26 protein-coding genes are annotated in these 25753 nt (G+C 72.1%); 7 read left to right on the plus strand and 19 right to left on the minus strand.

The features are described from left to right. Genes ACT01A_RS17550 through ACT01A_RS17570 form a run of 5 tightly spaced genes read right to left on the minus strand, consistent with a single transcriptional unit; the run spans position 1 to position 5637 of the window. On the minus strand, positions 1 to 1026 hold the full coding sequence (locus tag ACT01A_RS17550) for a glycerate kinase family protein (RefSeq protein WP_445148380.1): 1026 nt from the start codon (positions 1024 to 1026) through the stop codon (positions 1 to 3). Between the two features lie 13 nt (positions 1027 to 1039). Continuing rightward, on the minus strand, positions 1040 to 1732 hold the full coding sequence (locus ACT01A_RS17555; protein WP_445148381.1) for an SDR family oxidoreductase: 693 nt from the start codon (positions 1730 to 1732) through the stop codon (positions 1040 to 1042). Positions 1733 to 1757: 25 nt separating this feature from the next. Beyond that, on the minus strand, positions 1758 to 3794 hold the full coding sequence (locus ACT01A_RS17560) for a hypothetical protein (RefSeq protein WP_445148382.1): 2037 nt from the start codon (positions 3792 to 3794) through the stop codon (positions 1758 to 1760). A 51-nt stretch (positions 3795 to 3845) separates the two neighbouring features. Then, on the minus strand, positions 3846 to 4778 hold the full coding sequence (locus ACT01A_RS17565; protein ID WP_445148383.1) for an ATP-dependent DNA ligase: 933 nt from the start codon (positions 4776 to 4778) through the stop codon (positions 3846 to 3848). After that, on the minus strand, positions 4714 to 5637 hold the full coding sequence (locus ACT01A_RS17570) for a DMT family transporter (protein WP_445148384.1): 924 nt from the start codon (positions 5635 to 5637) through the stop codon (positions 4714 to 4716). The genes ACT01A_RS17565 and ACT01A_RS17570 overlap by 65 nt, the downstream gene beginning before the upstream one ends. A gap of 252 nt (positions 5638 to 5889) precedes the next feature. On the opposite strand from ACT01A_RS17570, the gene ACT01A_RS17575 reads away from it, so the two are divergent. Then, the gene (locus tag ACT01A_RS17575; protein ID WP_445148385.1) at positions 5890 to 6837 is read left to right on the plus strand and encodes a LysR family transcriptional regulator; all 948 of its coding nucleotides are present in this window, start codon (positions 5890 to 5892) and stop codon (positions 6835 to 6837) included. A gap of 29 nt (positions 6838 to 6866) precedes the next feature. Then, positions 6867 to 7586, plus strand: coding sequence for a metal-dependent transcriptional regulator (locus ACT01A_RS17580; RefSeq protein WP_445148386.1), 720 nt, complete (start codon positions 6867 to 6869; stop codon positions 7584 to 7586). A gap of 3 nt (positions 7587 to 7589) precedes the next feature. On the opposite strand, the gene ACT01A_RS17585 is transcribed toward ACT01A_RS17580, so the two are convergent. Continuing rightward, positions 7590 to 8690, minus strand: a complete 1101-nt coding sequence (locus tag ACT01A_RS17585; RefSeq protein ID WP_445148387.1) for an aminotransferase-like domain-containing protein — start codon at positions 8688 to 8690, stop codon at positions 7590 to 7592. Between the two features lie 32 nt (positions 8691 to 8722). On the opposite strand from ACT01A_RS17585, the gene ACT01A_RS17590 reads away from it, so the two are divergent. Then, positions 8723 to 10291: a diguanylate cyclase domain-containing protein gene (locus ACT01A_RS17590; protein WP_445148388.1), complete on the plus strand. Its 1569-nt coding sequence runs from the start codon at positions 8723 to 8725 to the stop codon at positions 10289 to 10291. Between the two features lie 12 nt (positions 10292 to 10303). On the opposite strand, the gene ACT01A_RS17595 is transcribed toward ACT01A_RS17590, so the two are convergent. From ACT01A_RS17595 to sucC, 5 genes are read right to left on the minus strand one after another with little or no spacing between them, the layout of a single operon-like run. Continuing rightward, complete coding sequence (locus ACT01A_RS17595) at positions 10304 to 11017, minus strand: hypothetical protein (protein ID WP_445148389.1); 714 nt, start codon at positions 11015 to 11017, stop codon at positions 10304 to 10306. Positions 11018 to 11050: 33 nt separating this feature from the next. Beyond that, positions 11051 to 12343, minus strand: a complete 1293-nt coding sequence (locus tag ACT01A_RS17600; protein ID WP_445148390.1) for a hypothetical protein — start codon at positions 12341 to 12343, stop codon at positions 11051 to 11053. 13 nt (positions 12344 to 12356) lie between these two features. Continuing rightward, the gene (locus ACT01A_RS17605) at positions 12357 to 13133 is read right to left on the minus strand and encodes a hypothetical protein (protein WP_445148391.1); all 777 of its coding nucleotides are present in this window, start codon (positions 13131 to 13133) and stop codon (positions 12357 to 12359) included. Positions 13134 to 13182: 49 nt separating this feature from the next. Further along, positions 13183 to 14055, minus strand: a complete 873-nt coding sequence (gene sucD / locus ACT01A_RS17610; RefSeq protein WP_445148392.1) for a succinate--CoA ligase subunit alpha — start codon at positions 14053 to 14055, stop codon at positions 13183 to 13185. After that, a complete protein-coding gene (gene sucC, locus ACT01A_RS17615) occupies positions 14055 to 15209 on the minus strand; it encodes an ADP-forming succinate--CoA ligase subunit beta (protein WP_445148393.1) in 1155 nt (384 codons plus the stop codon). Before sucC ends, sucD begins: the two co-directional genes overlap by 1 nt. A gap of 99 nt (positions 15210 to 15308) precedes the next feature. On the opposite strand from sucC, the gene ACT01A_RS17620 reads away from it, so the two are divergent. From ACT01A_RS17620 to ACT01A_RS17635, 4 genes are read left to right on the plus strand one after another with little or no spacing between them, the layout of a single operon-like run. After that, positions 15309 to 15986, plus strand: a complete 678-nt coding sequence (locus tag ACT01A_RS17620) for an HAD family hydrolase (RefSeq protein ID WP_445148394.1) — start codon at positions 15309 to 15311, stop codon at positions 15984 to 15986. A 44-nt stretch (positions 15987 to 16030) separates the two neighbouring features. Continuing rightward, positions 16031 to 16822: an MBL fold metallo-hydrolase gene (locus ACT01A_RS17625; protein WP_445148395.1), complete on the plus strand. Its 792-nt coding sequence runs from the start codon at positions 16031 to 16033 to the stop codon at positions 16820 to 16822. Further along, positions 16822 to 17175: a hypothetical protein gene (locus ACT01A_RS17630; protein ID WP_445148396.1), complete on the plus strand. Its 354-nt coding sequence runs from the start codon at positions 16822 to 16824 to the stop codon at positions 17173 to 17175. The genes ACT01A_RS17625 and ACT01A_RS17630 overlap by 1 nt, the downstream gene beginning before the upstream one ends. Positions 17176 to 17232: 57 nt before the next feature. Next, the gene (locus tag ACT01A_RS17635) at positions 17233 to 18150 is read left to right on the plus strand and encodes a DUF559 domain-containing protein (protein WP_445148397.1); all 918 of its coding nucleotides are present in this window, start codon (positions 17233 to 17235) and stop codon (positions 18148 to 18150) included. 40 nt (positions 18151 to 18190) lie between these two features. On the opposite strand, the gene ACT01A_RS17640 is transcribed toward ACT01A_RS17635, so the two are convergent. The 8 genes from ACT01A_RS17640 to ACT01A_RS17675 form a co-directional block, all read right to left on the minus strand. Beyond that, a complete protein-coding gene (locus ACT01A_RS17640; RefSeq protein WP_445148398.1) occupies positions 18191 to 18667 on the minus strand; it encodes a GNAT family N-acetyltransferase in 477 nt (158 codons plus the stop codon). Beyond that, positions 18668 to 19123, minus strand: coding sequence for a DUF4442 domain-containing protein (locus tag ACT01A_RS17645; RefSeq protein ID WP_445148399.1), 456 nt, complete (start codon positions 19121 to 19123; stop codon positions 18668 to 18670). A 35-nt stretch (positions 19124 to 19158) separates the two neighbouring features. Beyond that, positions 19159 to 19929: an MBL fold metallo-hydrolase gene (locus ACT01A_RS17650; RefSeq protein WP_445148400.1), complete on the minus strand. Its 771-nt coding sequence runs from the start codon at positions 19927 to 19929 to the stop codon at positions 19159 to 19161. 6 nt (positions 19930 to 19935) lie between these two features. Next, complete coding sequence (locus ACT01A_RS17655) at positions 19936 to 21738, minus strand: acetyl/propionyl/methylcrotonyl-CoA carboxylase subunit alpha (protein ID WP_445148401.1); 1803 nt, start codon at positions 21736 to 21738, stop codon at positions 19936 to 19938. A 239-nt stretch (positions 21739 to 21977) separates the two neighbouring features. Further along, positions 21978 to 22691 (minus strand): hypothetical protein, encoded by a 714-nt coding sequence (locus tag ACT01A_RS17660; RefSeq protein WP_445148402.1) that lies wholly within the window; start codon positions 22689 to 22691, stop codon positions 21978 to 21980. Continuing rightward, entirely contained in the window at positions 22692 to 23915 is a 1224-nt protein-coding gene (locus tag ACT01A_RS17665) for a sulfate adenylyltransferase subunit 1 (RefSeq protein ID WP_445148403.1), read from the minus strand. A gap of 21 nt (positions 23916 to 23936) precedes the next feature. After that, positions 23937 to 24854: a sulfate adenylyltransferase subunit CysD gene (gene cysD / locus ACT01A_RS17670; RefSeq protein WP_445148404.1), complete on the minus strand. Its 918-nt coding sequence runs from the start codon at positions 24852 to 24854 to the stop codon at positions 23937 to 23939. Then, positions 24851 to 25753 (minus strand): sulfite exporter TauE/SafE family protein, encoded by a 903-nt coding sequence (locus ACT01A_RS17675; protein ID WP_445148405.1) that lies wholly within the window; start codon positions 25751 to 25753, stop codon positions 24851 to 24853. Before ACT01A_RS17675 ends, cysD begins: the two co-directional genes overlap by 4 nt.

A 25753-nucleotide genomic window follows, 5' to 3' on the forward strand; every position in this document is an offset into this window, starting at 1 on the left:
CTACACGGCGCGGGCGGCGATCCGCTCGCCGAGCTCCTGCGCCGCTTGCTCGATCTCCGCGCGCGTGGAGGCTTGTGCGATGACTTGGAGGTCGAGGATCCGCACGCCGAACGGGTCGAGCGCGTCCTGGCCGACGATCGCGTGGCACGGGACGCCGGCCTGGCGTGCGCGCGTGGCGATCTCCCCGGCGATCTTGCCCTGGAGCGTCGTCGCGTCGAGGCGGCCCTCGCCGACGATCACCGCGTGGGCGGCGCGCATGCGGCGGTCGAAGTCGAGCGCGGAGAGGACGAAGGCGGCGCCGGGCTCGAGCTTGGCGCCGAAGCGCGCCCACAGCCCGCCGGCCAACCCGCCGGCGGCGCCGGTCAGCGGCTGGCCGCGGGGGTCCTTGGGCAGCGTCTGCGCGAGCTTCTCCAGCCGCGTGGCGAGGCGCTTGACGGTCTTGGCGTCGGCGCCCTTCTGCGGGGCGAACACGGCGGGCGTACGCTCGAACGGCGTGCGGACGTCGCAGAGCACGACGAGCGTCGTGCCTGGCAGGCCGCCGGCCTCCTCGATCGCCTCGATCGCGCCCGCGCCGCCGTCGGTGGTGGCGCTGCCGCCCGCGGCGACGAGCACGACCTCGGCGCCGCCGGCGGCCGCGGCGACGATCAGCTCGCCGGTGCCGCGCGAGGTGGCGGCGTAGGCGTCGCGTTCGTCCTCGGGGATCCGGGCGAGGCCCGAGGCCTCCGCGACCTCGACGATCGCCGTCCCGCCGCCCTCGATCAGCGCGAAGCCCGCGGCCCTGATCGGCCGGCCGAGCGCGTCTGTGGCGGGCGCGGCCGCCGTCTCGCCACCGAGCGCGGTCAGCAAGACCTCCAACGTGCCCTCGCCGCCGTCGGCGACCGGGCAGACGTCGGGCGGCACGAGACCCCCGCGCTCCAGCCCGGCCGCGATCGCCGCCGCCACCTGCGCGGCCCGCAACGTCCCTTTGAACGAGTCGGGCGCGACGAGGAGCGGCGGCGGGTTGAACGGGGCGGCGGCGGGCGGCAAGGCCGCGCGGACTCTACGCCGCGGCGCCCGCCAGGCTCGCCTTCGCGAAGCGGCTGACGTCGTCGGCGAGGACCTCCTCGGCGCCGGCGTCGAGACCTTCGACGACCTGGCGCGCGACGTCCTCGGGCCGGATCTTCGGCGCGTCGATCGAGGCCACCATGTCGGTGTCGATGTAGCCGGCGTGGACCGCGACGACGAGCGTGCCCTGATCGGCCAGCGACTGGCGCAGCCCGTTGGTGTAGGCCCATCCCGCGGCCTTGGTCGCCGAGTAGTTGGCGGTCTGCTCGAACGTCGCCCAGGAGAGGGCCGACAGCATGTTGACGATCGCCCCGCCGCCGTTGCGGGCGACGACCGGCGCGAACGCGCGGGAGACGGCGACCAACCCGAAGTAGTTGACCTCGAACTCCGCGCGGTAGGCGTCGAGGCCCTCGCCGCTGGTCGCGGTCTGGCCACTCGAGACGCCCGCGTTGTTGATGACGATCTGTACGTCACCGAGCTCCTCGGCCAGCTTGGCGACCTGGGCGTGGTCGGTCACGTCGAGCGCCACCGGCACGACGTCGGGGTCGTCGATCGTCGACACGTCGCGCGCGGCCGCGTAGACCTTCGCGGCGCCGGCGTCGAGCAGAGCGCGCGCGAACGCCTTCCCGAGCCCGCGGTTTGCTCCGGTCACCAGCGCGACCGAGCCTTCGACAGTAAGTTGCGTCATGCAACGCACTTTAGCGCGCGCTCGATCAATGCATGCGAGCGACGAGCCAGCTCGCGTTGCGCACCCACTGCTCGGGGACGTGGGAGTGCAGGAACGGCACGATCGTCCAGATGGCGAGCACGGCCGTCCCGGTCAGCGCCGTGAAGCGATTGCGGGCGCCGGCGAACACGATCGCGACGAACGCGAGCATCGCGAAGTACGGGACGTCGACGAAGCGCGTCAGGATCCACGCCGTGTCGAAGTCGGCGCCGGTGAAGTCGACGATCGCCAGCGCGATCCCGAACGCGGCGACCGTCAGCAGCCACGCCGCCCGACGGCGGTTGACGTCCTCGTCCTCGCTGATTGCGCCAAGGCCGACCCATCCGGCGAAGGCCAGCACCAGCGTGAAGCCGTAGACCGCCAGGAAGTACCCGAAGCTGAGGCAGTAGCCCGAGGTGACGCACGCCTCGCCTGCGTATTGGGGGAACCGCGGATGGCCTTCCAGGATCCGCGCCTGGAGCGGCCCGCCGTAGCCCGGCAGCACGTGGGACAGGGCGTCGCGAACGGCGCCGTTGGCGACGCCGCTGACCATGTTGTTGGACAAGGCCAGCCCGGCCGCGAAGGCCGCGACGACGGCGGCGGCCAGCGCTGAGGACCGCTTGGTGGGACGGAGCTCAGCGGCGTGGTCCGGCCGCGTCGCCTGGGTTGCCGCTAGCAGCACCACGCCGAGCACGGCCAGCACGGCGCCGCCGACCAGCACCCAGCCGTAGCGGTCGGGGTGACGGGTGTGGAGGACGCCGTAGTACGTGATGGCCGGGGCGGCCAGCGCGACGGCCGCCAGGACGTGCACGCCGACGGCGGCCGCGGTGCGGGTCGAGGGCGTCCGCACCAGGCCACGACCGCGCCCGCTGAGCAGGCGCCACGCACCGGTGGCGACGAGCGCGACCGCGGCGAAGCCGGCGCCTTCGAGGGTCGTGAACGCCAGGCCCGCGACCACCAGGAGGATCGCGAGGACCGCTCTGCGCGAAGGATGTCCCAGGAGCAGCAACGCGATCCAGGGCGCGAGCACACTGACCTGGCGCCCGGGGTGGGCGAAGAAGAGGCCCGGGTTCTGGCCCCCGATGATCACGATGTTGTCCCACGGGTAGATCGACGGCGTCGTGGCGAGGATCAGGCCCGCTGCCAGGGCGCCGGCCAGCACGCGGCGGCGCCGGGCGAAGCTCCACACGACCCCGTAGATCAGCGCGGTGAACGACGCGAGCGCCACGAACTGCGTGCACCAGAACACGAACTGCTGGTCATGGGCGAGCCGCGCGCTGAACAGCAGCGGCGCGTTGAAGACCCACTCGTCGGACTGCTGGGCCCACTGCACGAGATAGGCGCCGAACTCGCCGCCCATCTGCTGGTCGCCCGCGCCCAGGAGGAAGCTGATCGAGTCGGGGACCATGAAGTAGCGGCCGCCCTGCAAGCGGTGCACGGCGCACAGCGCGACGATTGCGACGAGCGCGCCGACGACCAGCAGCGCCTGGCGCCGTGCGCCGTCCTCGTCTCGCCGCAGGCGGCCGGCCATCGCGACGATTGCTCGCCGCTGGACGAGCACGGCGACCAGCGGCAGCCCGACGAGCGCGATCCACGCCGCCGTCAAGAGGGGCACGGCGGCGAACAGGACCTGCAGCGGAACCAAGACCATCAAGAAGCCCGGCAAGAACCCGGCCAACGCGCGGACGACGACCGGCCACCGGTCGGAGCCGCGGATCGCGGAGACGAACGTCGCGCCCAGCGCGGCGACGGACGTGAGGTAGGCCAACGCCAGCAGCGGCGTGAGCAGCCGCAAGCGGTCGGCCATGAAGGGGTTGTACTGGGGCTGCAGCCGGGTGCCGGGGTACTCGACCTCGATCCCGTGCACCATCGTTCCGTCGCCGTGGATCAGGTGCAGCTTGTGGACGTCCACGCCGGGCGCGAGCGTGACCGCGAGCGCGACCAGCGCCATCCCCGAGAGCAGGACCACGCCGGCTTCCCGTCCGCGCAGGGCGGGGCGCAGGCGCGTCGGCAGCGCGCGTCGCGGGCGGGCGGAGGTGCTCATGGCGGACGTCTACCGCGCGCGCGGCGCGCCCACCAGAGCAACGCGGCAGGGTCAGGTGTCGAGCTGGTCGATCGTGCACTCCTTCGGCGCCTTGTCGTCGCGCCAGCGTTGGACCTTGGCGCCGTGGCGGATGCGGCCGTCGGAGACGTGGTCGAAGGTGATCTCGACGACGAGCTCGGGGCGCAGGCCGACCCATTCGAGGTCCTTGGCGGAGGCCCAGCGCGACGGTTCTCCCGCGCCGCGCTCGCCGGACTCGTAGGGTGCGAGGCGGTCGGGGAGCTCGCGCTTCTCCTTGGCGCTGAAGCCGCTCGAATGCCCGACGACGCGGAGCTCGCCGTCGCCGTCGTAGACGCCGAGGATGATCGCGCCGAGCGTGCCTTCCTTCTTGCCCGGGCGCCAGCCGACGACGACGGCGTCGATGGTTCGGACGCGCTTGATCTTGACCATGCCGGTGCGCTCGCCGGGCGCGTAGGGGGCGTCGGCCTCCTTGGCGATCACGCCCTCCTCGGTCTCCAGCCAGTCGCGGGCGTCGTCGGCGGTCCAGACCACTGGCGCCAGCTCGACGCCGGCCAGCGCGGCCTTCTCGAGCGCGGCGCGGCGTTCGCGGTAGGGCAGCGACACGAGCGCGTCATCCCCCAACGCCAGAAGGTCGAAGGCGATGAGCCTGGCGGGGGTCTCGACGCTCAGCCGCTCGATCCGCGACTTCGCCGGGTGGATCCGCTGGCCGAGCGTGTCGAATGACGACGCGACGATCTCGCCGTCGAGCACGTAGCGCCCATCCGGCAGCGCCGCGACGACCTCCGGGAAGTAGCGGTCGAGGTCCTTGCCGTTGCGCGACTTGATGATCTTCTCGTCGCCGTCGACGAACACGACGGCGCGGAAGCCGTCGAACTTCGGCTCGTAGGCCCAGCCGTCGCCCTCAGGCAGGCTCGTGCGCGAGCGCGCGAGCTGGGGCAACAGCGGGGGCGTGATCGGCAGCGGCATCGCGGCCAACGCTACCCGCCGGGCGGAGCTGGAGGACGACAACTGCGCCGAGCACGAGCACGCCGCCGGCGATCTGGGTCGAGCCCAGCGCCTCGCCGTACAGCGCCATGCCGAGGCCGACGGTCACGACCGGCTCGACCGTCGAGACGATCGACGCGGTCCCCGGCCCGAGGGCGCGGATGCCGGCCAGGAGCGCGACGATCCCGGCGACGGTGGAGCCCAGCGATAGGGCGAGGATCCAGATCCAGCCGCTGGCCTCGAAGCCGAGCGACAGCGAGCTGCTGCCGGCGCCGACCGCGGTCATCGAGACCGCGGCGCCGGTGACGATCAGGCCGGACAGGACGAACGGGTCGACGTTGCCGACCATGCGGTCGCTGACGAGGATGTAGCCGGCGTAGGTGACGGCGCACGCCAGCGCCAGGCCGACGCCGAGGCCATCCAGCGCGCCGACGCTGCCGCCCGCGAGGACGAGGACCGTGCCCGCGGTCGCTAGGCCGAGCGCGCCGATGCGGCGGCTCGTGGCGCGCTCGCGGCGCAGCGCGAGCGCCGTCCCGAACACGAGGATCGGGTAGATGTAGGTCAACAGCGAGGTCAGGCCGGCGTCGAGGCGGGTGAGCGCGCCGAAGTAGAAGCCGCCCTGGGCGGCGTAGCCGATCGCGCCGAGCAGGAGGCCGCTGATCACGGTGCGGCGGTCCGGAAGACGTGCGCCGCGCACGGCCGCGATCGCGATGAACGCGGCCGCGGCAAGCCAGAAGCGCAGCGTCAGGAGCGTGATCACGTTCACGCCCGCGGCGTACGCCTCCTTGGCGAAGGTCGCCATGGCGCCGAACGCGACCGCCGACAGGGCGCACAAGAGCATCCCGCGGTGATGCGAAGAGAGCGACATGGTGGCCTACAGGGGAGAGGGGTCGGCTGGGGTTACCAGTTGGAGCGGGAGTCGCTCGGACGACGGGAGTCGCGGCCGTACTTGGCCGACAGACCCGCGTTGACGCCGAACACGCCCAAGACTGCGAGAAGGGAGAACATGCTCTGAGTATCGGACGCTTGTGCTCTTAGCTCTATCCTTTGTTGCCTCTGGCATCCATAGGCTTCGCCTTGAGGTCACAAGCTCATGACGCTGCAGCAGCTCGAGTACTTCCTCACCGCCCTCGACGCCGGCTCGTTCAGCGCGGCCGCCGAGCGCCTGCACCTCGCCCAGCCGTCGCTCTCCGAGCAGATCCGGCGCCTGGAGGCGGAGCTCGGCGTCGCGCTCTTCGCGCGCGTGGGCCGCGGGATCAAGCCGACCGACGCCGCCCAGGCCCTGCGCCCCCACGCCGAGGCCGCGCTGGCGGCGGTCGCCGACGCGCGCGAGGCCGTCGCCGTCGGCCGCGAGCTGCAGGGCGGCATCGCGACCTTCGGGACCTTCGGCACCGCACGCTGGTACCCGGGTACGCAGATCATCGCGGCGTTCCGGCGCCGCCACCCGAAGGTCCGCGTCCGGATGGTCGGCCAGAACTCCTCCGAGGTGGCCCAGGCCGTGCGCGACGGCGACCTAGAGGCCGGGCTGATCGTCCTGCCGATCGACGACGCGGGCCTGGAGGTCCGGCCGATCATGCGCGACGAGGTCGTCTACGTCTCCGCGATCGCCGCGCGCGTCCGCAAGCCCGTGACGATCGTGGACGTCGCCCGCGCGCCGTTGATCCTCACCGACACCTCCTACGGGCTAGAGGACCCGACGCGCCGCCAGCTGTTCGAGCTCGCCCAGCGCGAGGGCGTGGCGATCGAGCCGCAGATCGACGTCGAGGACGTCGAGACCGCGATCGACCTCGCCGCCCGCGGCCTCGGCGACACGCTGATCGCCCGCGGCATCCTCGTCTCGCTCGGCCGGCGACTGCCCAAGCGCCTAGGCTGGGTGCCGTTCGCAGAGCCGCTGTATGAGACGTTCGCCTTCATCAACCGTCGCGGCGCGCGGCTCTCCCCGGCCGCCCGCGAGTTCATGACGCTCGCCGAGGAGCGCATGGCAGTGGTGGCCGAAGACCTCAAGACGACGCTCCCGCGGCGCCACAAGCCGGGGGCTTAGCGGGCGCGCGGGGTAACCTGATCTGCAGCATGTCTACGGATAAGGCCACCGTCGCCGAGCAGGAGTACCTCGAGACCATCTTCTGGCTCTACGAGGCCGGGTTGCCGATGACCGGCGCGAACATCGCGCGGGCGATGCACCTGTCGCCGCCCACGGTCCACGAGATGGTCGGGCGCTTGGAGCGCGACGGCTACATCACGCGTGGCACGGACAAGGTGATCTCGTTCACCGACTCCGGGCGCGAGCACGCCGAGGCGATCGTGCGCCGTCACCGGCTGATCGAGCGCTTCCTGACCGACGTCCTCGGGATCCCGTGGGACGAGGTCCACGAGGAGGCCGAGCGCCTGGAGCACGCGATGTCGCCGGTGCTCGAGGAGCGCATGCTCGCCGCGATCGGCGACGCGAAGACCTGCCCGCACGGGCACCCGATCGACGTCGGGTCGCGGATCACGTCGGTGCCGCTGGCCGACGTCGCGCAGGGCGCGACGGTCACGATCGTCCGCTTCGAGAACGAGGCCGAGGACCTGCTGCACTACCTCAAGGCCGCGGGCTTTGACCCGGGTCTGGACGGCACGCTCGTCACGGGCGCCGACAGCGACGAGGTCGCGATCGAGACGGCCGACGGCGCGCGCCTGAGCCTCACCCGCTCCGTGGCCGAGACGGTCAGCGTCGTCGCCGACCCGTCGCCGCCGCCGCGGGTCGCGCTGCCCGCCCAGCTGGTGCTGGGCGAACAGCGCTACGGGCGCTAAGCCTTAGGCGGTGACGCCCGAGGCGGCCTTGACCGCCTCGGCCAGACGCGAGACGCCCTCGTCGATCTGGTCCTCGGTGACGCCCGAGTAGGCGAGGCGCAGCGTGTTCTCGCCGCCCTCCAGGAGGAAGTCGGTGCCCTTGACGATCTGCACGCCGCGGGCGTTGGCCTCTTCGAAGACGCGGTCGATCTCGGTGCCCTCGGGCAGCTCGACCCACATGAAGTAGCCGCCCTCAGGCGCCTGGAACTTCGCCTCGGGCAGGTCGCGGGCCAGGGCCTCGGTCAAGCGCTTGACGCGGCCGGCGAGCGCGGCCTTGACGGTCGCGATCGACTTGTCGATGTCTCCGCTGGCGCAGAACTGGTAGACGAGCGACTGCGCCACCATGTTCGGCGAGATGTAGGTGTTGGTTGCCAGGCGCTGGATCTCGGAGATCTTCTCGGCTGGGCCGACCAGGTAGCCGACGCGGATGCCCGGACAGACCGTCTTGGAGAACGACGAGGCGTAGACGACGCTGCCGGTCGTGTCCTGCGACAGCATCGTCGGCAGCGACTCGCCGCTGAAGCGGATGTCGACGTAGGGGTCGTCCTCGAAGATGACGAACCCGAACTCGCCGGCCAGGCGCAGCAGGGCCTCGCGCTTGGGCTGCGAGATCGTGTAGCCGGCCGGGTTCTGGAAGTTGGGGATGATGTGCGCGAGCGTCGGGCGGACGCCTTCGTCGCGCAGCAGCGCCTCGAGCTGGTCGGTGGAGATGCCGTCGGTCTCCAGCTCGACCATGCGCAGGTCGGCGCCGCGGCCGCGCAGGTTCAGCAGCGTGCGGTCATAGGTCGGCTTCTCGACGACGACCGCGTCGCCGGGCTTGACGAGCGTCTCGAACAGGAACGCGTCGGCCTGCATCGAGCCGTTGGTGACGATCACCTGGGAGGTGTCGACGCCGTGCTTGTTGGCGATCCACTCGCGCAGCGGCGCGTAGCCGACGGCGGTGCCGTAGGCGGTCGTACCGGCGGGGTCGCGCTCGAAGGCGCGCGTGGCGGCAGCCTTCAGGCCCTCGACGTCGACGATGTCTAGCGACGGAGCGCCGCGGGCAAAGGAGATCACGTCAGGCATCGCGTCCGATGCTAGCGATACGTCTCATGGCCGTGCCCGCCGCATCCGTCGTTCTCGTCGAGGACGCCATCCCCTACGCCCGGCTCGTCGAGCTGATCCTGGCCGACGCCGTTCCCGGCGGTGTCGAAGTCCGCCACCACGAACGCGTGGGGTCGGCCGTCGTCGACCTGCGCGAGCGGGAGGCCGACTGCGTGCTGTTGGACCTCGGATTGCCTGATGCCAACGGATTGGAGGCGGTCGCGCAGGTGATCGCGGTGGCCGGCGGCGTGCCCGTGATCGTGCTCTCGGGCCACGACGACGACGAGCTGGCGGTGGCCGCGATCCGGGCCGGCGCGCAGGACTACCTGGTCAAGGGACAGGAGGTTCCGCCGCGGCGGTTCATCCGCGCGATCCGGTTCGCGATCGAGCGCCGACGCGCCCAGGAGCGCAACGAGGACCTCCTACGCGCCAAGGAGGACCGCTGGCGGACGCTGACGCACCTGGCGCCGGTCGGGATCCTCGAGATCGACGAGGGCGGGCGGTGCGTGTTCGCCAACGACTGGGTGTCGGAGATCACCGGGCGCGAGCCGGGAGAGCTGCTGGGCGTGGGCTGGCAGGAGGCGTTCGGGCAGGACGCGGCGGCGCTGTTTGACCCGGAGGTCGACGACGTCGGCGGCGAGGTGCGCTTCGAGCGCGATGGCGGGGCGGGCGGCGGCGTGCGCTGGGCGCAGCTGACAGGTGTGCTGCTGCGGGATCCCTGGGGCGGGCCGGCCGGGTGGCTGGCGACGCTCGTGGACGTGACGCCGGCGCGCGAGGCGCGGGCGGCGCTGCGGCGCCAGCAAGACGATGTCCTTGCCTTGGCGGCGCTCGCACGGGACGCGTCGGTGGCCGAGGAGCCGGTGGACGTGCTGCTGCATGGTGCGCGCGGCGTGCTGGGTGCGGCGGACGTCGCGTACGTGCAGGACGGTGGCTTGGACGACGGCGAGCGCGTGGTCGAGCGGCGCGTGCTGCGGGGCGAGATCGAGTTGGGGGTCTTGCGCGTCACCTGGCCGGACGACGACGTGCTCGGGCGGCCGCTGCTGGCCGTGGAGTTGTTGGCCGCCGAGCTGGGAGCGGCGCTGGAGCGGCGGCGGTTGTTGGAGCAGTTGCGCGCGCTGGCTCGCACCGATCCGCTGACGGGGCTGGCGAACCGGCGGCTGTGGGATGAGCGGTTGAGCGTGGAGCTGGCGCGCGCCGAGCGCTACGGCGGTCCGCTGTGCGTGGCGGCGATCGACCTCGATCGCTTCAAGCCCTACAACGACCGCTTCGGGCATGCCGCGGGCGACACGCTGCTGCGGGACGCGACGCACGCGTGGCGCGGCGTGTTGCGCGGGTCGGACTTGTTGTCGCGGTTGGGTGGCGACGAGTTCGCGGTGCTGCTGCCTGACTGCGACCTGGACTGCGCGCAGGCGATCGTCTCGCGCCTTCAGGGCGTGACCCCGGGCGGCGAGGAAGGCGTCGGGTCCTCCGCGGGGCTGGTCGAGTGGCGGGCCGGGGAGGACGCCGCGGCGGTGGTCGCGCGGGCCGACGCGGCGCTGTACACGGCCAAGGGCGCGGGGCGCGGCGGGATCAGCGTGGGCTAGGGCGCTTGCGCCCTACGCGACGTCGTCGGGCGGCTCGGGCGGGGGGACCGCCGTCGGCTTGGGCTGCGTGCCGGGGCGGCGCGGGAGCGAGTCGGCGATCGCCTGGACGGTCGCGCGGGTCGTGTCGTCCGGGTCCGGCGGATCGGGGACGGCGGCGACGGGCGAGGGCGGTGGGGCCGGCGGCTCTGGCTCGGGATCGGGTTCCGGCTCGGGCGGCGGGTCCGGGACCGCGTGCGGGCGGGTCGTGATGCGGGTGACCTCGGCGGTCGGCTCCTGCGGGCCGGGGAGGCGGATGGGGTCGCGCGCGGCTTCGGCGGCGATCGCCTCGGCGGCAGCGGCGAGGGCGTCCAGGACGTCTTCGACGCCGCGGTCCAGACGGCTGGCGCGGCCGGCGCGATCCGCGAGCGCCTCGGCGTGGGCGAGCAGGCGGTCGGCGACGGCGGAGATGCGGCGGGCACGGCCGGCGGCGAAGGCGTCGACGCGGCGGCGGGCGTCCTCGAGGTAGTCGTTGGCCTCGCGCTCGGCGCGGCGCAGGAGGCGCTCGGCGTCCTGCTCGGCGGCGTAGCGGATCTGCGTCGCGCGCTCCTCCGCGTCGGTGTCGGCGACCGCGCGGATCTCCGCCGCGTCGGCCTCGGCGGCGGCCAAGACCTGCCGCACGCGGTGGGCCAGCGACGCGGCGAGGTCCTCGGCGGACGGAATGCGGGAGGGGTCCTCGTCGTCGGGCACGGTGCTGGGCTCCGGTCGGACGCTACCAGCGACTCAGGACCGCTCCGCGGCGGCGACCGCGTCGTCGAGCGTGACGACCCGCAGCTGCGCCTCGTGGAGCTTGGCCGCGAGGTCGCGCCAGCCGCCGACGGCGTCCAGGACGTCGCGGCGGACGACGACGCCGGTGGCCGGCAACGGCGCGGGCGGTGGTGTGGCCGCGCGACGGAGGCCGCGGCGCTTGGGTGTGGGCGTGTCCTCGGCGGCGTTCGGTGGCGCGTGAACCCGCGCTGCCGCGACGCCCTCGGCGGCGAGCGCGGCGTCGGCGTGGTGGAAGAGCCGCGGCGCCGGGATGTCGCCGGGATCGAGCACGGCGACGTGGTCGCCGCGGGCGAGCAGCAGCCCGAGGTCGAGCAGCGCGAGCCGGCCGTCGGGCAGCGACGCGGGCGCGATGACGACGCGATGGCCGGTCGTGCGCGCTGCTCGCGCGCCTTGGGCGTCGTGCGCACGGACGAGCAGGACGACCTCGAGTTGTTGTAGCGGATGGTCGAGCGCGGCCAGCGTCGTCGCGGCCTGGACCGCGGGCCCGACGCCGCCGGGGAGCGGTAGGAGCAGCGTCGTGTGTGGCTCCGTGGCGGCGCTCGCGGGCGCCGTGGCCTTGGCCGCGCGGGGAAGCCCACGCCGGATCGCCGCGACCCAGCGCAGCCCGTGGATGGCGACGAGGCGCTCGTCGAGCGCGGCGGGGTTGACGGCGAGGAGCCGCGGCGTGCGGGGCGCGATGGCGTGCCGCAGTTGGTCGATGGCCGCGGGCGCGAGCGGATCGGCGCAGGCGATCTCGATGGTCTCGCCGGTGAGGGCGAGCGGCAGGCATCGCAGCCGGCGCTGGAGGTGCTCGGGGACGGCGGCCAGCGCGTCGCGCTCGGGCTCGGCGGGCATGGGCGCGAGGACGGGCGCGGGCGGTGTCGGAGCGGGCGCCGCTTCGCGCGGCGGGGCGGATCGCGGTAGAGGCGTGACGGCGGGCGGTTCCTCCACGCGCGTCGCTTCGCGCGGTGGCGGTGGCGGTGGCGTTGGCGTCGGAGGCGCATCGGCGGCGGCGAGCAGCCTGGCGATCTCGGCGGCGGGCGAGATCACCAACTTGATCCTCAGCGCGGCGTCGAGGCCGGAGAGATCGGGGTCCGGCGCTGCGCTGGCGAGGGTGAGGGTCCCGTCGACGAAGGAGAGCGGGAGCAGGCGGCGCGTGGCCAGCCAGCCGGGCGGGAAGCCGGCGAGGAGGGCAGGGTCCGGCGCAAAGCTGCGCAGGCCGGCAAAGGGCAGGCCCGCGGTGAACGCGATGCCTACGGCGTCGTCCATCGGCCGGCGGGCGTCAGAGGACGATCGACAGGTGGCCGTCAGCGGCGGCGGTCACCTGGAAGGGCACGGGCCAGACGGCGCGCAGCGCGGCGCCGAGGGCGACGGCGCCGGAGAGGCGGACGTCGATCGTCGCTCGGCCCTGGTCCAGGGCGCGGACGTAGACGTCGGCGACGCCGGCCGTCGCGTGCAGCGCCTGCTCCAGGCCAGCGAGCGTCGCGAGGTCGGCGAACGTCGCGGCCTCGAGGACCACGTCGCCGGAGAGCGGCGTGTTGGCGGGATCCGGTGGCGGCGGGGGCGGCGCGGGCGCGGCGACGCCCAGCTCGTTGAGCACGCGCGACAGCTCGGAGACGAGGTCGTCGGTCGTGCGGACGAGGCGGTCGCGGAAGGCGATCAGCTCGTCGAGCTGCTGATGCAGCGCGGGCTGCGGAGGAGGCGGCGGCGCGGGCGCCGCGTGCTGGACGAAGGCGTGCGGCGCCGGCGGCGGTGCCACCCGCACGGGCTCACCCTCAACCGGCGGCGGACCCGGCGTCGCGCCGCCGTGCCAGACGGCGGTCAGCGGCGTCGCCCCGGGCGGCGGCGGAGGCGGCGGAGACGCGAAGGCCGGCGTGAACGGCGGCGGCGCCGGGCCCCGCAGCGGCGGCGCCTCGACGGGCTCCGGCGCGCCGTTCCACCCGGCCTGCGCCGGCTCGGAGTCCAGCTCCCCGCCGCGGCCGACCGACTCCAGCTCCCGCTCGAGCTCCTTGAGCTTGCGCTCGAGCTCGCTCAGGGTTGTGTTGACGTCGCTCTCCACTGGTCGCGAGCGTACTTCCGATGGGAGAGCGACGCCAACAGGCGACGGACTACTTGCCGAGGATCTCGATGGCCAGCTCGGCGACCTGCGTGGGCGTGCGGCCGACCCGGACGCCCTTGGCCTCGAGGGCCTCGGCCTTCGCGGCGGCGGTGCCCTTGGAGCCGGACACGATCGCGCCCGCGTGGCCCATCGTCTTGCCCGGAGGCGCCGTGAACCCGGCGATGTAGGCCACGACCGGCTTGGTCACGTGCTCGGCGATGTAGTCGGCGGCCTGCTCCTCGGCGTCGCCGCCGATCTCGCCGGAGAGCACGATCAGCTCGGTCTCGTCGTCCTTCTCGAACAGCTCGATGACGTCGATGAACGACGTGCCCGGGACCGGGTCGCCGCCGATGCCGACGATCGACGAGTTGCCGAAGCCGGCCTGGGCCAGCGTGTTGCCGATCTGGTAGGTCAGCGTGCCCGAGCGGGACACGACGCCGACGTTGCCCGGCTTGAAGAACGACGCCGGGATGATGCCGACGTTCGCCTTGCCCGGCGAGAGGATGCCCGGGCAGTTCGGCCCGACCAGCCGCGTGCCCGTGCGCTGGAGGTGCGTGTAGACGCGCAGCTCGTCGTGCGCCGGGATGCCCTCGGTGATGCAGATCACCAGCGGGATGCCGGCGTCGGCGGCCTCGAGGATCGAGTCGGCGGCGAAGCGCGGCGGCACGAAGACCATCGCGACGTTCGCGCCGGTCTCCTCGACCGAGTCGCGGAACGTGTTGAACACCGGGATGCCCTCGACGTCCTGCCCGGCCTTGCCGGGGGTGACGCCGGCCACCACGTTGGTGCCGTAGTTCTTGTTGTTGGTCGCGTGGAACGTGCCCTCGCGGCCGGTGATGCCCGACACCACCAACTTGGTGTCGTTGTCGATCAGGACGGCCATCAGGCAGCCTCCCCCTTGGCCAGAGCCACGACCTTCTGGGCGGCCTCGTCCATCGTGGCCGCGGTGTGCACGTTCGGAAGGCTCGCGTCGGCGAGGATCTTCCGTCCTTCGACGTCGTTCGTGCCGTCCAGGCGGACGACGAACGGGACCTGCGGGTTCAGCGACTTGAACGCCTCGATGAGGCCGTTGGCGACCTCGTCGCAGCGCGTGATGCCGCCGAAGATGTTGAACAGCACGGCCTTGACCTTGTCGTCGGACAGGATCACTTCGACGGCGCTGGTGATCGCCTCCGCCTTGGATCCGCCGCCGGCGTCCAGGAAGTTGGCGGGCGCGCCGCCGTAGTGGGCGACGACGTCGAGCGTCGACATGACCAGCCCGGCGCCGTTGCCGAGGATGCCGATGTCGCCGTCGAGCTTGACGTAGGTCAAGCCGCGCTCGTGGGCCATCTGCTCCTGCGGGTCCTCGTCGCTCGGATCGCGGAGGTTCGCGTTGTCCGGGTGGCGGAAGAGCGAGTTGTCGTCCAGCGTGACCTTGGCGTCCAGCGCGGCGACCTTGCGCTCGGGCGTGACGATCAGCGGGTTGACCTCGACCAGCAGCGCCTCCTCGGAGACGAACGTGCCGTAGAGCTGGTGCAGGAACGCGCCGACCGGGCGGACGAGGTCGGCGTCGACGCCCGCGTCGAACGCGAGGCGGCGGCCGTGGAAGTCCTGGAAGCCGAGTAGCGGGTCGACGTGCAGCGTGGCGATCGCGTCCGGGTTGGTGTCGGCGACCTCCTCGATGTCCATGCCGCCCTGCGTGGAGAGCATGATCAGCGGGGCCTTCGCGCTGCGGTCGAAGACGATCGAGGCGTAGTACTCGCTCTCGATCTGCGGGGCCGCGGTCTCGATCCACACTTCGTGGACGGTGAAGCCCTTGATGTCCATGCCGAGGATGGCGTCGGAGGCGGCGCGCGCCTCGTCCTCGTCGTTGGCGATCTTGATGCCGCCGGCCTTGCCGCGGCCGCCGACCTTCACCTGTGCCTTGACGGCGCAGGGGAAGCCGATCTCCTTTGCGGCGGAGACGGCCTCGTCGACCGTTCGCGCCGGGCGTCCGTCAGGGACGGGGATTCCATGTCGGGCGAAAAGCTGCTTGCCCTGGTATTCGAGCAGGTCCATAGGAGGCCTCGACGTTATTGCAGGAGTCCGCGCTGATGCTTCCTGCCCGAACGACCGCACGTCGCAAGTTCGTGCAGAAATGGCACAATGCCTCGCCGCATGGCACTCCCGAAGAACATCCAGTGGGTCACCTTCGACGTCTACGGCACGTTGATCGATTGGGAATCGGGGGTTGCCGACGCTTTTGAGCGCGAGGCCAAGAAGGACGGCTTCCCGATCGACCGCCAGCAGGTGATCGATCAGTTCCTCCAGGTCACGCAGGAGATCCAGAGCGGCTCGTACGAGCTGTACGCCGAGGTCTTGCGCCAGGCGGCGGTCAAGATCGCCAAGGAGATCGGCTGGCCGCTGGAGCCGTCGCGGTCCGGGTTCCTGCCGGACTCGGTCATCCGCTGGGGCGCCTTCAAGGAGGCCAACCCGCAGATGAAGAAGTTCCTCAGCAAGTACCAGACGGGCCTGATCTCGAACATCGACGACAAGCTCCTCGGGCTGACGCGGCGCCACATCCCGGCTGACGTCGACCTCGTCGTCACCGCCCAGCAGGTCCGTTCCTATAAGCCCGATCCCGCGCACTTCAACGAGTTCGCGCGGCGGATCGGCGGCAAGAAGGGCTGGGTGCACGTCGCGTCCGGCCTGCACGCGGACATCGAGCCGGCGATGAAGCTGAAGGTCCCGACGATCTGGGTCAACCGGCACAAGGACGAGGTCCCGACCGGCGGCAAGAAGCCGACGGTCGAGGTCAAGACGCTGCTTGAAGCAGCGAAGCTGCTGGGCCTGTAGGGCTCGGCGGCGCCGCGCGGGTCGCTCGCTAGGGTCGACGGTCTATGCAGGCCGTCGCCCTTCATCCTGAGGTCATCGTCGCGCGCAGCGTGAAGTGGCAGACGTCGGCCACGTTCCTGCACCACGGCGACGAGACGTTCCTGGTGGATTCGGTCGTCTACCCGAGCGAGCTCGAGCTGCTGCCGGGGCTGCTGGCCCAAGCGGGCTGGGGGCTGAGCGGGCTTTTGGCGACGCACGGCGACTGGGATCACCTGCTGGGGCGGTTCGCGTTCCCGGAGGCGGCCCTGGGCGTGGCGGAGACGACGGCAGCGCGGCTGCGGGCCGAGCCGGGCGACGCGCAGCGCAAGTTGCGCGAGCTCGACGAGGACGACTACGTCTCGCGGGGGCGTCCGTTGTCGCTGGGGCAGGTCCAGGCGCTGCCGGTGCCGGGCAAGCTCGATCTGGGCGATTCTGAGCTGGAGCTGATCCCGGCCGACGGGCACGTGCAGGACGGGATGGCGATCTGGTCGCCCGCGCACCGCTTGCTGGTCTGCGGCGACTACCTCTCGCCCGTCGAGATCCCGATGCTGTCGGCGCCGGGCGGCTCGCGCGACGCCTACCTGGCGACGCTGCGCCGGCTGCAGCCCTACGTGGAGCAGGCGGACTGGATCGTCCCGGGGCACGGCGAGCACCTGGACGCGCAGCGGGCGCTGGCGATCCTGCGCGAGGACGTGGCCTACCTGGAGGCGCTGGACTCGGGCAAAGGCGCTGGCACCGCCGCGCTGCCCCTAGCGCGGCGCGATCGCGTGCAGAAGCAGATCCACGCGGACAACCTGGCGCGCATCGCCGGCGCTTGATGCCCGGCGCCGGCCTGCAGCACGTCTCGCTGGAGACGCGCCGCACCGACGCCGAGGCCGAGGCGCGGTTCTGGACGCTGCTCGGCTTCACGCGCGTGGCGCCGCCGGCGTCGCTAGGCGAGTCCCGCGCCTGGTGGTTTCAGGCACCCGACGGCGCGACCCAGATCCACCTGCTGTTCGAAGACGATCCGGTCGCACCGCCGGCCGGCCACGTCGCGGTCGTCGTCGACGGCTGGATCGCGACCCTCACCGCCCTGACCGCCGCGGGCTTCACGATCGAGGAGCGCACACCGCACTGGAACGCCCCACGCGCGCCTATGTCCGCACACCGGGCGGGCACCGCGTCGAGCTGATGGCGGCGCCGCCGGCGTAGGGGGCGAGTTCGGGGCGGTGGTCGCCTAAGACGGCACATGAGCCGTCAACTCGACCACGATCGCGTGATCGCTGCCCTCGCGGCGGAACGTCACGGGGTGGTTTCCCGCCGGGTGCTCCGCGAGCACGGGATCTCTCAGGCCACGATCGACGGGCGGGTGCGCCAGCGGCGGCTCGTCCTCCTGCACCGCGGGGTGTATGCGCTGGGTCACGCGGAGCTGCGGACCGAAGGCCGGTGGCTGGCCGCTGTGGAGGCCTATGGCGCAGGCGCGGCGCTCAGCCACATGAGCGCGGCGCGGCACTGGGAGATCCACGACGGCGCGATCCTGCCGGTCCACGTCGCGATCGGCCGGCGCAGCGGTCTCCAGCGGCGTCCCGGGACGGTGATCCACCGGGTCGACCTGCTTGCCGAAGAGATCACCGAGCATGAGGCCATCCCGACGACGACCGTGGCGCGCACGCTGCTCGATGTCGCGGGAGCCGTGCGCGGCCGTCGTCTCGAGCTGGTCATCCGGCGCGCGGCGCGGAGTCGTCGCTTCGACCTCACCGCCCAGCAGGCGATGCTCGACCGGCATCCACACGCGCCGGGTGCGGTCGAGCTCGGTCGGCTGCTGACGCGCCTCGCGGGGCGCGGGACCGACGAGTACCGAAGCGCGCTGGAGGTCGCTTTCGCCCAGCTGTGCGATGACCACGGGCTTCCGCGCCCGCGAGTCAATGCCATTGTGCTGGGCGAGCGGGTCGACTTCTCCTGGCCCGGAACGACGCTCGTCGTGGAGACCGACGGGTTCGCGTTCCACTCGACGCCGACGAGCTTCGCGGTCGATCGCCTCCGCGATCAGAAGCTCACGCTTGCCGGCTACACCGTCGTCCGCTTCACCTACGACCAGGTCGTGAGGGACGCCGGCGCGACCGCGCGGGCGGTCTCCACGCTTCTGTCGCAGTGTCGGTCGAGTTGACCGGCGCAAAAGCCGTCAACTCGACCAGAGGGTCGGGCCGTCAGGCGTCAGGCCCCGCGTCGAGGTGGCGGCGCATGTAGAGGTCGCGGGGTTCGCCGGTCTTGAAGCCGAAGGAGGCGTAGAGGGCGAGGGCAGGTGAGTTGGCCTCGTTGACGTCGAGCTCCATGCGGCGGCAGCCGCGTTCGAGCGCGCGGGTGGTCGCGAAGTCCAGGAGGGCGCGGGCGATGCCGTGGCCGCGGGCGGATTCTGAGACGAAGACGTCCTCGACGAGGCAGTCGCGGCCGGCGCGCCAGATGCCCATGCGGTAGCGCAGCTGGGTGACGCCGGAGGGCGGCGAGTCCTCGTCGGCGGAGGCGAGGACGAAGTCGGTGTCGCGGTCGTCGAGGAGCCGTTCGACGCCGGCGAGGAAGGCGTTGTCGGACGGCCAGTCGTAGCCGAGGTGGTCACGAAACTCGATCAGCAGGCGTGCGACGATCTCGGCCTCGTGCGGGCCGGCGAGCCAGGCGTGTGCGGGCATTTAGTTCTCCTGGGACTGGCGAACGAGCCAGCGGACGGTGAGCGTGGCGACCGTGTCCTTGGCGCCGTCGGTCAGCGAGACGTCGACGGTGAACTCGACGCAGCCTTCGCGCCCGAGCTCGTCGAGGAGCGCCTGCGGGTCGGAGCCCAGGACGCCGGTCGCGAGGATCGGCCCGCGCGCCACCTTGTTGTAGGTGATCTTCGAGTCCTGGGGCAGCAGCTCCAGCGAGGGCAGCTCGTCCACGAACGCCACGGCGATCGCGGCGCCGGACGCGGCCTGGCCGGCGGCGAAGAGCGCGCTGGCGTGATGCGTGCCGGTGTGGTTGCGCAGCTGACCGTCGTCGGGCAGCCGGACGACGCCGCGCCCGACCGCGACCTCCTCGATCTCCAGCCCCAAGTGCTGGTTGAACGGGACCGCCTGCTCGAGGCCGGCGCGGAGGGGCTCGAAGTCCGCCATGAGGGCCAGCCTAGCGGCGGCAGCGCGGCGCGCGCTCAGAGCGCGAGCAGGTCCAGCTCGTCGGTGGCGACGGTGACGCGGGGGTGCGTGGTGCTCGCGCGGGCGCGGAGGTCGTCCTCGTCGGCGCGCGGCGGGACGTGGATGCAGACGAGCTGCTCGACGCCGGCGTCGCGGGCCAGCGCGCCGGCCTCCTCGGGCGCGGTGTGCCCGGGCGCGACCGGCGGGGCCCATGCGTCGTGGCCCAGGACACGGGCGCCGCGGGCGAAGTCGACGGTGCCGGGATCGGCCTCGGTGTCGGTGCACCAGACCAGCTCGTCGCCGATGCGGAAGCCGAGCGTCGGGTTGGGGTGCTTGTCCTGGCGGCGCGCGCGCACGGCCAGGCCGCCGACCGAGAGCTCGCCGGGCGCCAGCTCCGCGACGCGCACGCCGAGCTGGTCGAGCGTCACCGGCATCAGCGGCGGCGAGAAGAACATCCGCGAGAGGATCTCAGCGGTCGGCGTGTCGTAGAGCGCGGCGCCCGGACCGTGGATCACGACCTCCAGGCCGTCGCCGGTCAGCTCGGTCAGGTACGCCAGGCCGCAGACGTGGTCGATGTGGAAGTGCGACAGCAGGACGTCCAGCCGTCGCGCGTCGCCGAGCCAGCGGTCGCGATCGGTGACCAGGCGCCGCAGGCCGGTGCCGGCGTCGATGACGACCGGCGAGACGTCGGAGCCCGACCCGTCGCCCCGGAGCAGCAGCGACGACGTCTCGCGCCGCCCCGTGGGCACGAAGCCGCCGCTGCCCAAGATGGTCGCGGCGGCCAACATGGTGGCCTACTCGGCGGGCGCGGCGTCGGCGGCCGGCGACTTGATCGTGGCGATCGGGGCGCCCGCCTGGATCGGCTCGCCCTCCTTGATGGGGAGGTCTTCGATCACGCCCGCCTTGTGGGCGGTGATCTCGTTCTCCATCTTCATCGCCTCGATGATGCAGAGCAGCTGGCCTTCCTCGACCGTGTCGCCCTGCTTGACCAGCACCTTCCACATGTTGCCCTGCAGCGGGGAGACGAGCTCGTCCGCGCCGCCGCCGCCCGAGGACTTACGCTCGCCGCGCTTCTTCGGCCCGGCCGCGCCGCCCGCGGGCGCCGCGCCGTTGCCGACCACGACCCCGCCGACCGGCGGCGGCCCGATGACCTTGACGTCGAACTTCCGGCCCGACACCTCGACGGTGTAGGTCTGCTCGACCTTCGGGTCCTCCTCGTCGTCGAGCAGGACCGGCGGCGGGAACGCGAGATCCTTCAGCCAGTCCTTGTCCTCGACCAGGTCGCGGCAGGTCTCCGCGTTGCCCCACTGGTCGGACGCCAGCAAGGCCTTGTGGAACGGGATCAGCGTCTTGAGGTGCTCGATCTCGTACTCGCCCAGCGCGCGCAGCATGCGCTTGGTCGCCGACTCGCGGTCCTTGTCCCAGACGATCAGCTTGGCGACCATCGGGTCGTACATCGGCGTGACCTCGCCGCCCGGGCCGACGCCCGAGTCGACGCGGACGCCCGGCCCGCTCGGCTCCTTGTAGTCACCGATCTTGCCCGGGGCGGGCGCGAAGTTCCGGGAGGCGTCCTCGGCGTTGATGCGGCACTCGATCGCGTGCCCGCGCAGCTCGACGTCCTCCTGCTTGACCGTCAACGGCTCGCCCGCCGCGGCGAGGATGCCCTCGCGCACGATGTCGACGCCCGTCGTCATCTCGGTCACGCAGTGCTCGACCTGCACGCGCGTGTTCATCTCCAGGAAGAAGTACTCCCCGTCCTGGAGCATGCCCTCGATCGTGCCGGCGCCGACGTAGTCGACCGCCTTGGCCGCGTCGGTGCCGATCTTGCCGATCTTCTCGCGCAGCGCCTCGTCGACCGCGGGGGCCGGCGACTCCTCGATCAGCTTCTGGTGGCGGCGCTGGACCGAGCAGTCGCGCTCGCCGAGGTGGATGACGTTGCCGTGCTTGTCGGCGAGGATCTGGACCTCGACGTGGCGCGGGTCCGGCAGGTAGCGCTCGAGGTAGACCGTGCCGTCGGAGAAGAACTTTTCGCCCTCGCGGGAGGCGCCCTCGAAGGCGTCCTTGAGCTTGTCCTCGGTCAGCGCGACGCGGAAGCCCTTGCCGCCGCCGCCGGACGCCGCCTTGACGGCGACCGGGAAGCCGATCTCGTCCTTGGCGATGCGCATCGCGTCCTCGACTGTGTCGACCGGCTCGGTCGTGCCGGGGACGATCGGGACGCCGGCGGCCTGCATCAGCTCGCGGGCCTTGGTCTTGGAGCCCATCGCGTCGATCGCCGACGCGGGCGGGCCGATGAAGACGATCCCGGCCTCGTCGCAGGCGCGCGCGAACGCGGCGTTCTCGGCGAGGAACCCGTAGCCCGGATGGACGGCTTCAGCGCCCGACTCCTTGCAGACCTCGATGATCTTCTCGATCTTGAGGTAGCTCTCGGCGGCCGTTGGCCCTCCGAGCAGGTAAGCCTCGTCGGCGCGCTGTACGTGCAGCGCGTCGCGATCCAGCTCCGAGTAAACAGCGACGGACGCGATCCCCATCTCTTCCAGCGTGCGCATCACGCGGATGGCGATCTCGCCTCGGTTAGCGACCAAAACCTTGGAGAACATGCGGCGCGGAAGGCTATTTCAAAAGCCGTCGCGACGGTCCCCCGGTGTGTTGGGCCACCGCAACGATTCGCGCACGGAGCTGTTGGGAAGGCTGCGTGGCATCGAAGGCTTCCGGGTCACGACTTGCGCCTTCGGGCGCGAGATGGCCTGAGGGACACCACCTGGGCCAGGCGGCGGGGGCAGGTCAGAGCGCCCTCGCCGCCACTCCTAGGCTGGCTCGAACTCCCGGGGTCGCGCCGCTAGTCCCGAGGCCGCCGCTGGCCCGTCGCGCGCTGGAGCGCCGCCGCGGTCGAGCGCGCCTCTTGCGCCAGCTCGGCCCGGGTCGCGGCGTCGTGGACGCCGTCGAAGGCGGTCGCGGCAGCCGCCGCCTCGCGGGTGGCAGCGGCGTCCTGAGCCAGGACGAGCTGCTCGGCCGCGCGGGCCGCGTCGTGGACGTCGAAGCGCGCCTCGGTGACGACCTCGGCGGCGTAGCGCGGGCGGCCGGGCACCTCGACCTCGTCGTCGTCAGGCTGCTCGCGGAGGCGCAGGGGGCGGAAGCGCCAGGTGTAAAGCCAGCCGTCGTCCTCGGCGGAGACCGCGAACAGCTCGTGGGCGAAGTCCGCGTCCTGCTCGCCGGCGTGCGGCCGCGCCTCCAGGACCGACCGCAGCTCTGACTTCTGCCGTGCGCGCCGGATCAGCGCGAGGCCGTCGCGCAACGACCACCAGCCCAGGACGAGCAGGACGAACAGCCCCAGCATCGCGCCGGCGGCCACGGTAAGGAACAGGATCGAGCTGAGGGCCAAAGCGCCGATCCAGCCGCCGACGATCAGGACGCCGGAAAGCGCGGCCTGGTGGCGCAGCGTGGGCTGCGCGTGCCAGATGGCTCCCGCGCTCTCGCGGAACGGGTGCTGATAGGGCCCTTCCAGCGCGCCGCGGCGCGGCGGGCGGTCAGGGAGGAGGTCGTCGTCCGGCACTCAGCCGGTGATCATCCCACCGGCGACGGTGTCGTTCGTGGATTCGTCGATCAGGATGAACGCGCCCGTCGAGCGGTTCTGGGCGTAAGGGTCGGCCAGCAGCGGGCGGCGGGTGCGCAGGCGGACGCGGCCGATGTCGTTCAGCGCCAGCTCGGCTGGGGCTGGACCGCGCTCCAGCGTGTCGACGTTCAGGACGTCGTCGATCCCGTCGATGATCGCCTCGGCGGTATGCGTTAGGTGCTTGACGAGGTACCGCGCGCCCGGGCGCAGCGGCCGCTCGGCGAACCAGCAGACGTCGGCGACCAGCTCGCGGCGCACGGAGGCCTCGTCGGTCGCGTGGATGATCACGTCGCCGCGCGAGACGTCGACGTCGTCGGCCAGGCGCACGGTCACCGACTGCGGCGGGTACGCCTCTGCCAGCGGGCCGTCGAGCGTCTCGACCGCCTCCACCGTCGACTCGACCCCGGACGGCAGCACGCGCACCGCGTCGCCCGGCCGGATCACGCCGGAGGCGACCTGGCCCGCGTAACCGCGGTAGTCGTTGCCCTCGGAGCGGATCACGAGCTGCACCGGGAAGCGCAGGTCGGTGAGGTTGCGGTCGTCGGCCGGGTCGATCGCCTCCAGGTGCTTCAACAACGGCTGGCCCGCGTACCACGGCATGTGCTCGGACGGATCGACCACGTTGTCGCCGACCAGAGCGCTGATCGGGATGTAGGTCACGTCGCGCGAAGTGAGCTTCTCGCGGAACCCGCAGAAGTCGCGGACGATCTCGTCGAAGCGCTCCTCCGAGTACCCGACCAAGTCCATCTTGTTGACCGCGACGAGCAGGTGGGGGATGCCGAGCAGCGAGGCGATGAACGCATGGCGCTTGGTCTGTTCAACCACACCATGTCGTGCGTCGACGAGCACGATCGCGACGTCGGCCGTCGACGCGCCCGTGACCATGTTGCGCGTGTACTGCACGTGGCCGGGCGTGTCGGCCAGGATGAAGTCGCGCGCCGGCGTGGCGAAGTAGCGGTAGGCGACGTCGATCGTGATGCCCTGCTCGCGCTCAGCCCGCAGGCCGTCGGTCAGGCGCGACAGGTCGAGCTCGCCGTCGCGGCCGTTGAGGTCGGCGTACTGGTCGGCGAGGATCGCCTTGGAGTCATGCAGTAGGCGGCCGATGAGCGTGGACTTGCCGTCATCGACGGAGCCCGCGGTGGCGAGGCGGAGAAGCGTGGTCATGATGAAGCAGAAGTCCTAGGACTAGAAGTAGCCGGCGACCTTGCGGTCCTCCATCGCCGACTCCGACACCCGGTCGTCGGCGCGGGTCTCGCCGCGCTCGGTGATGTCGGTGGCCGCGATCTCGGCGACGACGGCGTCCAGCGACACCGCGTGCGAGGCGACCGCGCCGGTGCAGGACATGTCGCCGACCGTGCGGTAGCGGACGAACTCGCGGAACGGCTCGGAGTCGCGCTCGTCGCGCGTGATGAACTCCGACTCGGCGTACAACATGCCGTCGCGCTTGAAGACCTCGCGCTCGTGGGCGAGGTAGATCGACGGCACCTCGATCTCCTCCTGCATGATGTACTGCCAGACGTCGAGCTCGGTCCAGTTGGACAAGGGGAACGCGCGCACGTTCTCGCCGCGGCGGACGCGCGCGTTGTAGATGTTCCACAACTCGGGCCGCTGGGCCTTGGGGTCCCAGCCGCCGAAGTCGTCGCGGAAGCTCAGGATGCGCTCCTTGGCGCGGGCGCGCTCCTCGTCGCGGCGCGCGCCGCCGAAGGCCGCGTCGAAGCCGTGCTCGGCAAGGGCATCAAGAAGGGTCACGGTCTGCAGGCGGTTGCGCGAGGCGCGCGGGCCCGTCTCCTCGACCGCGCGCCCGCTGTCGATCGACTCCTGCACCGAGGCCACCACCAACCGCTCGTCGAGCTGCTCGACCAACTTGTCGCGGAACTCGATGACCTCGGGGAAGTTGTGTCCCGTGTCGATGTGCATCAGCGGGAACGGGAACTTCCCGGGACGGAACGCCTTCTCGGCCAGGCGCACCAGGACGATCGAGTCCTTGCCGCCGCTGAACAGCAGCACGGGCTTCTCGCGCTCGGCGGCGACTTCACGCATCACGTGGATCGCCTCGGCCTCGAGGGCCTGGAGGTGGGACAAGGTGCGGGCGGTGGGAGTCATGCGGGAGCGACCTCGGTCTTGGAGACGTCGGGAGAAGGCGACACGACAGGACGTGCGCGGTGGATCAGCGCCGCCGCGGCGCCGACGATGCAGGGAACGCCGACGATCGTCCACGTCGGCAGGTCGACGCCGGCCTTGGTCAGCACGCCGAGCGACGAGCCGAGCAGGACGCACCCGAGCGCCGGGCGCAGGACCACGGCGGGGATCTTGTCGATCAGCGCGGTGCCGATCAGCACGCCCGGGAGCGAGCCGAGCAAGATGGTGCCCATCAGGGCGAAGTCGACGTTGCCGGCGACGAGCTGCGCGAGGCCGGCGGCCCACAGCACGATCGCGGCATGGAAGACGTCGGTGCCGACGACGCGGTGCGGGGTGAGGCGGAAGACGAGGATCAGCGCGAGGCCGATCAGGGCCCCGGAGCCGACGGACGTCAACCCCAACAGGAACCCGAGGACCGCGCCGAGGCCGACCGCCTGGACGCGCGTGGCGCGGTCCAGGAAGACCGAGTGGCGCTCGCGCTCGATCGCCGCGCGCAGGAACAGCGCGCGGAAGAGCATCGAGACCGAGACGACCAGCAGCGCGATCGCGACGCCGGTCAGCAGGACGGATGGCGAGTGCTTCAGCCACAGCTCCAGGACGACCACGCCGAGGATCGACCCCGGCACGCTGCCGAACGCCAGCCACTTGGAGACGCCGAGGTCGACGGTGCCCTTGCGCAGGTGCCGCCAGCCACCGAGCGTCTTGGTGATCGCGCCGTAGGCGAGGTCGGTGCCGATCGCCACCGTCGGGTGGATCCCGGCGAACAGGATCAGCAGCGGGGTCATCAGCGAGCCGCCGCCGATCCCCGTCATGCCGATGAGGATCCCGACGCCGAGGCCGAAGACGATGACGACGGGGTCCAT

It is taken from the genome of Baekduia sp. Peel2402, from assembly GCF_052567285.1.

What these genes read in the sequence shown, in the direction of transcription:
- ACT01A_RS17555 (WP_445148381.1), bottom strand. Translation starts at nt 1,732, where the DNA reads ATGACGCAACTTACTGTCGAAGGCTCGGTCGCGCTGGTGACCGGAGCA.
- ACT01A_RS17560 (WP_445148382.1), bottom strand. Translation starts at nt 3,794, where the DNA reads ATGAGCACCTCCGCCCGCCCGCGACGCGCGCTGCCGACGCGCCTGCGC.
- ACT01A_RS17565 (WP_445148383.1), bottom strand. Translation starts at nt 4,778, where the DNA reads ATGCCGCTGCCGATCACGCCCCCGCTGTTGCCCCAGCTCGCGCGCTCG.
- ACT01A_RS17570 (WP_445148384.1), bottom strand. Translation starts at nt 5,637, where the DNA reads ATGCTCTTGTGCGCCCTGTCGGCGGTCGCGTTCGGCGCCATGGCGACC.
- ACT01A_RS17575 (WP_445148385.1), top strand. Translation starts at nt 5,890, where the DNA reads ATGACGCTGCAGCAGCTCGAGTACTTCCTCACCGCCCTCGACGCCGGC.
- ACT01A_RS17580 (WP_445148386.1), top strand. Translation starts at nt 6,867, where the DNA reads ATGTCTACGGATAAGGCCACCGTCGCCGAGCAGGAGTACCTCGAGACC.
- ACT01A_RS17585 (WP_445148387.1), bottom strand. Translation starts at nt 8,690, where the DNA reads ATGCCTGACGTGATCTCCTTTGCCCGCGGCGCTCCGTCGCTAGACATC.
- ACT01A_RS17600 (WP_445148390.1), bottom strand. Translation starts at nt 12,343, where the DNA reads ATGGACGACGCCGTAGGCATCGCGTTCACCGCGGGCCTGCCCTTTGCC.
- sucD (WP_445148392.1), bottom strand. Translation starts at nt 14,055, where the DNA reads ATGGCCGTCCTGATCGACAACGACACCAAGTTGGTGGTGTCGGGCATC.
- sucC (WP_445148393.1), bottom strand. Translation starts at nt 15,209, where the DNA reads ATGGACCTGCTCGAATACCAGGGCAAGCAGCTTTTCGCCCGACATGGA.
- ACT01A_RS17620 (WP_445148394.1), top strand. Translation starts at nt 15,309, where the DNA reads ATGGCACTCCCGAAGAACATCCAGTGGGTCACCTTCGACGTCTACGGC.
- ACT01A_RS17625 (WP_445148395.1), top strand. Translation starts at nt 16,031, where the DNA reads ATGCAGGCCGTCGCCCTTCATCCTGAGGTCATCGTCGCGCGCAGCGTG.
- ACT01A_RS17630 (WP_445148396.1), top strand. Translation starts at nt 16,822, where the DNA reads ATGCCCGGCGCCGGCCTGCAGCACGTCTCGCTGGAGACGCGCCGCACC.
- ACT01A_RS17635 (WP_445148397.1), top strand. Translation starts at nt 17,233, where the DNA reads ATGAGCCGTCAACTCGACCACGATCGCGTGATCGCTGCCCTCGCGGCG.
- ACT01A_RS17640 (WP_445148398.1), bottom strand. Translation starts at nt 18,667, where the DNA reads ATGCCCGCACACGCCTGGCTCGCCGGCCCGCACGAGGCCGAGATCGTC.
- ACT01A_RS17645 (WP_445148399.1), bottom strand. Translation starts at nt 19,123, where the DNA reads ATGGCGGACTTCGAGCCCCTCCGCGCCGGCCTCGAGCAGGCGGTCCCG.
- ACT01A_RS17650 (WP_445148400.1), bottom strand. Translation starts at nt 19,929, where the DNA reads ATGTTGGCCGCCGCGACCATCTTGGGCAGCGGCGGCTTCGTGCCCACG.
- ACT01A_RS17655 (WP_445148401.1), bottom strand. Translation starts at nt 21,738, where the DNA reads ATGTTCTCCAAGGTTTTGGTCGCTAACCGAGGCGAGATCGCCATCCGC.
- ACT01A_RS17665 (WP_445148403.1), bottom strand. Translation starts at nt 23,915, where the DNA reads ATGACCACGCTTCTCCGCCTCGCCACCGCGGGCTCCGTCGATGACGGC.
- cysD (WP_445148404.1), bottom strand. Translation starts at nt 24,854, where the DNA reads ATGACTCCCACCGCCCGCACCTTGTCCCACCTCCAGGCCCTCGAGGCC.
- ACT01A_RS17675 (WP_445148405.1), bottom strand. Translation starts at nt 25,753, where the DNA reads ATGGACCCCGTCGTCATCGTCTTCGGCCTCGGCGTCGGGATCCTCATC.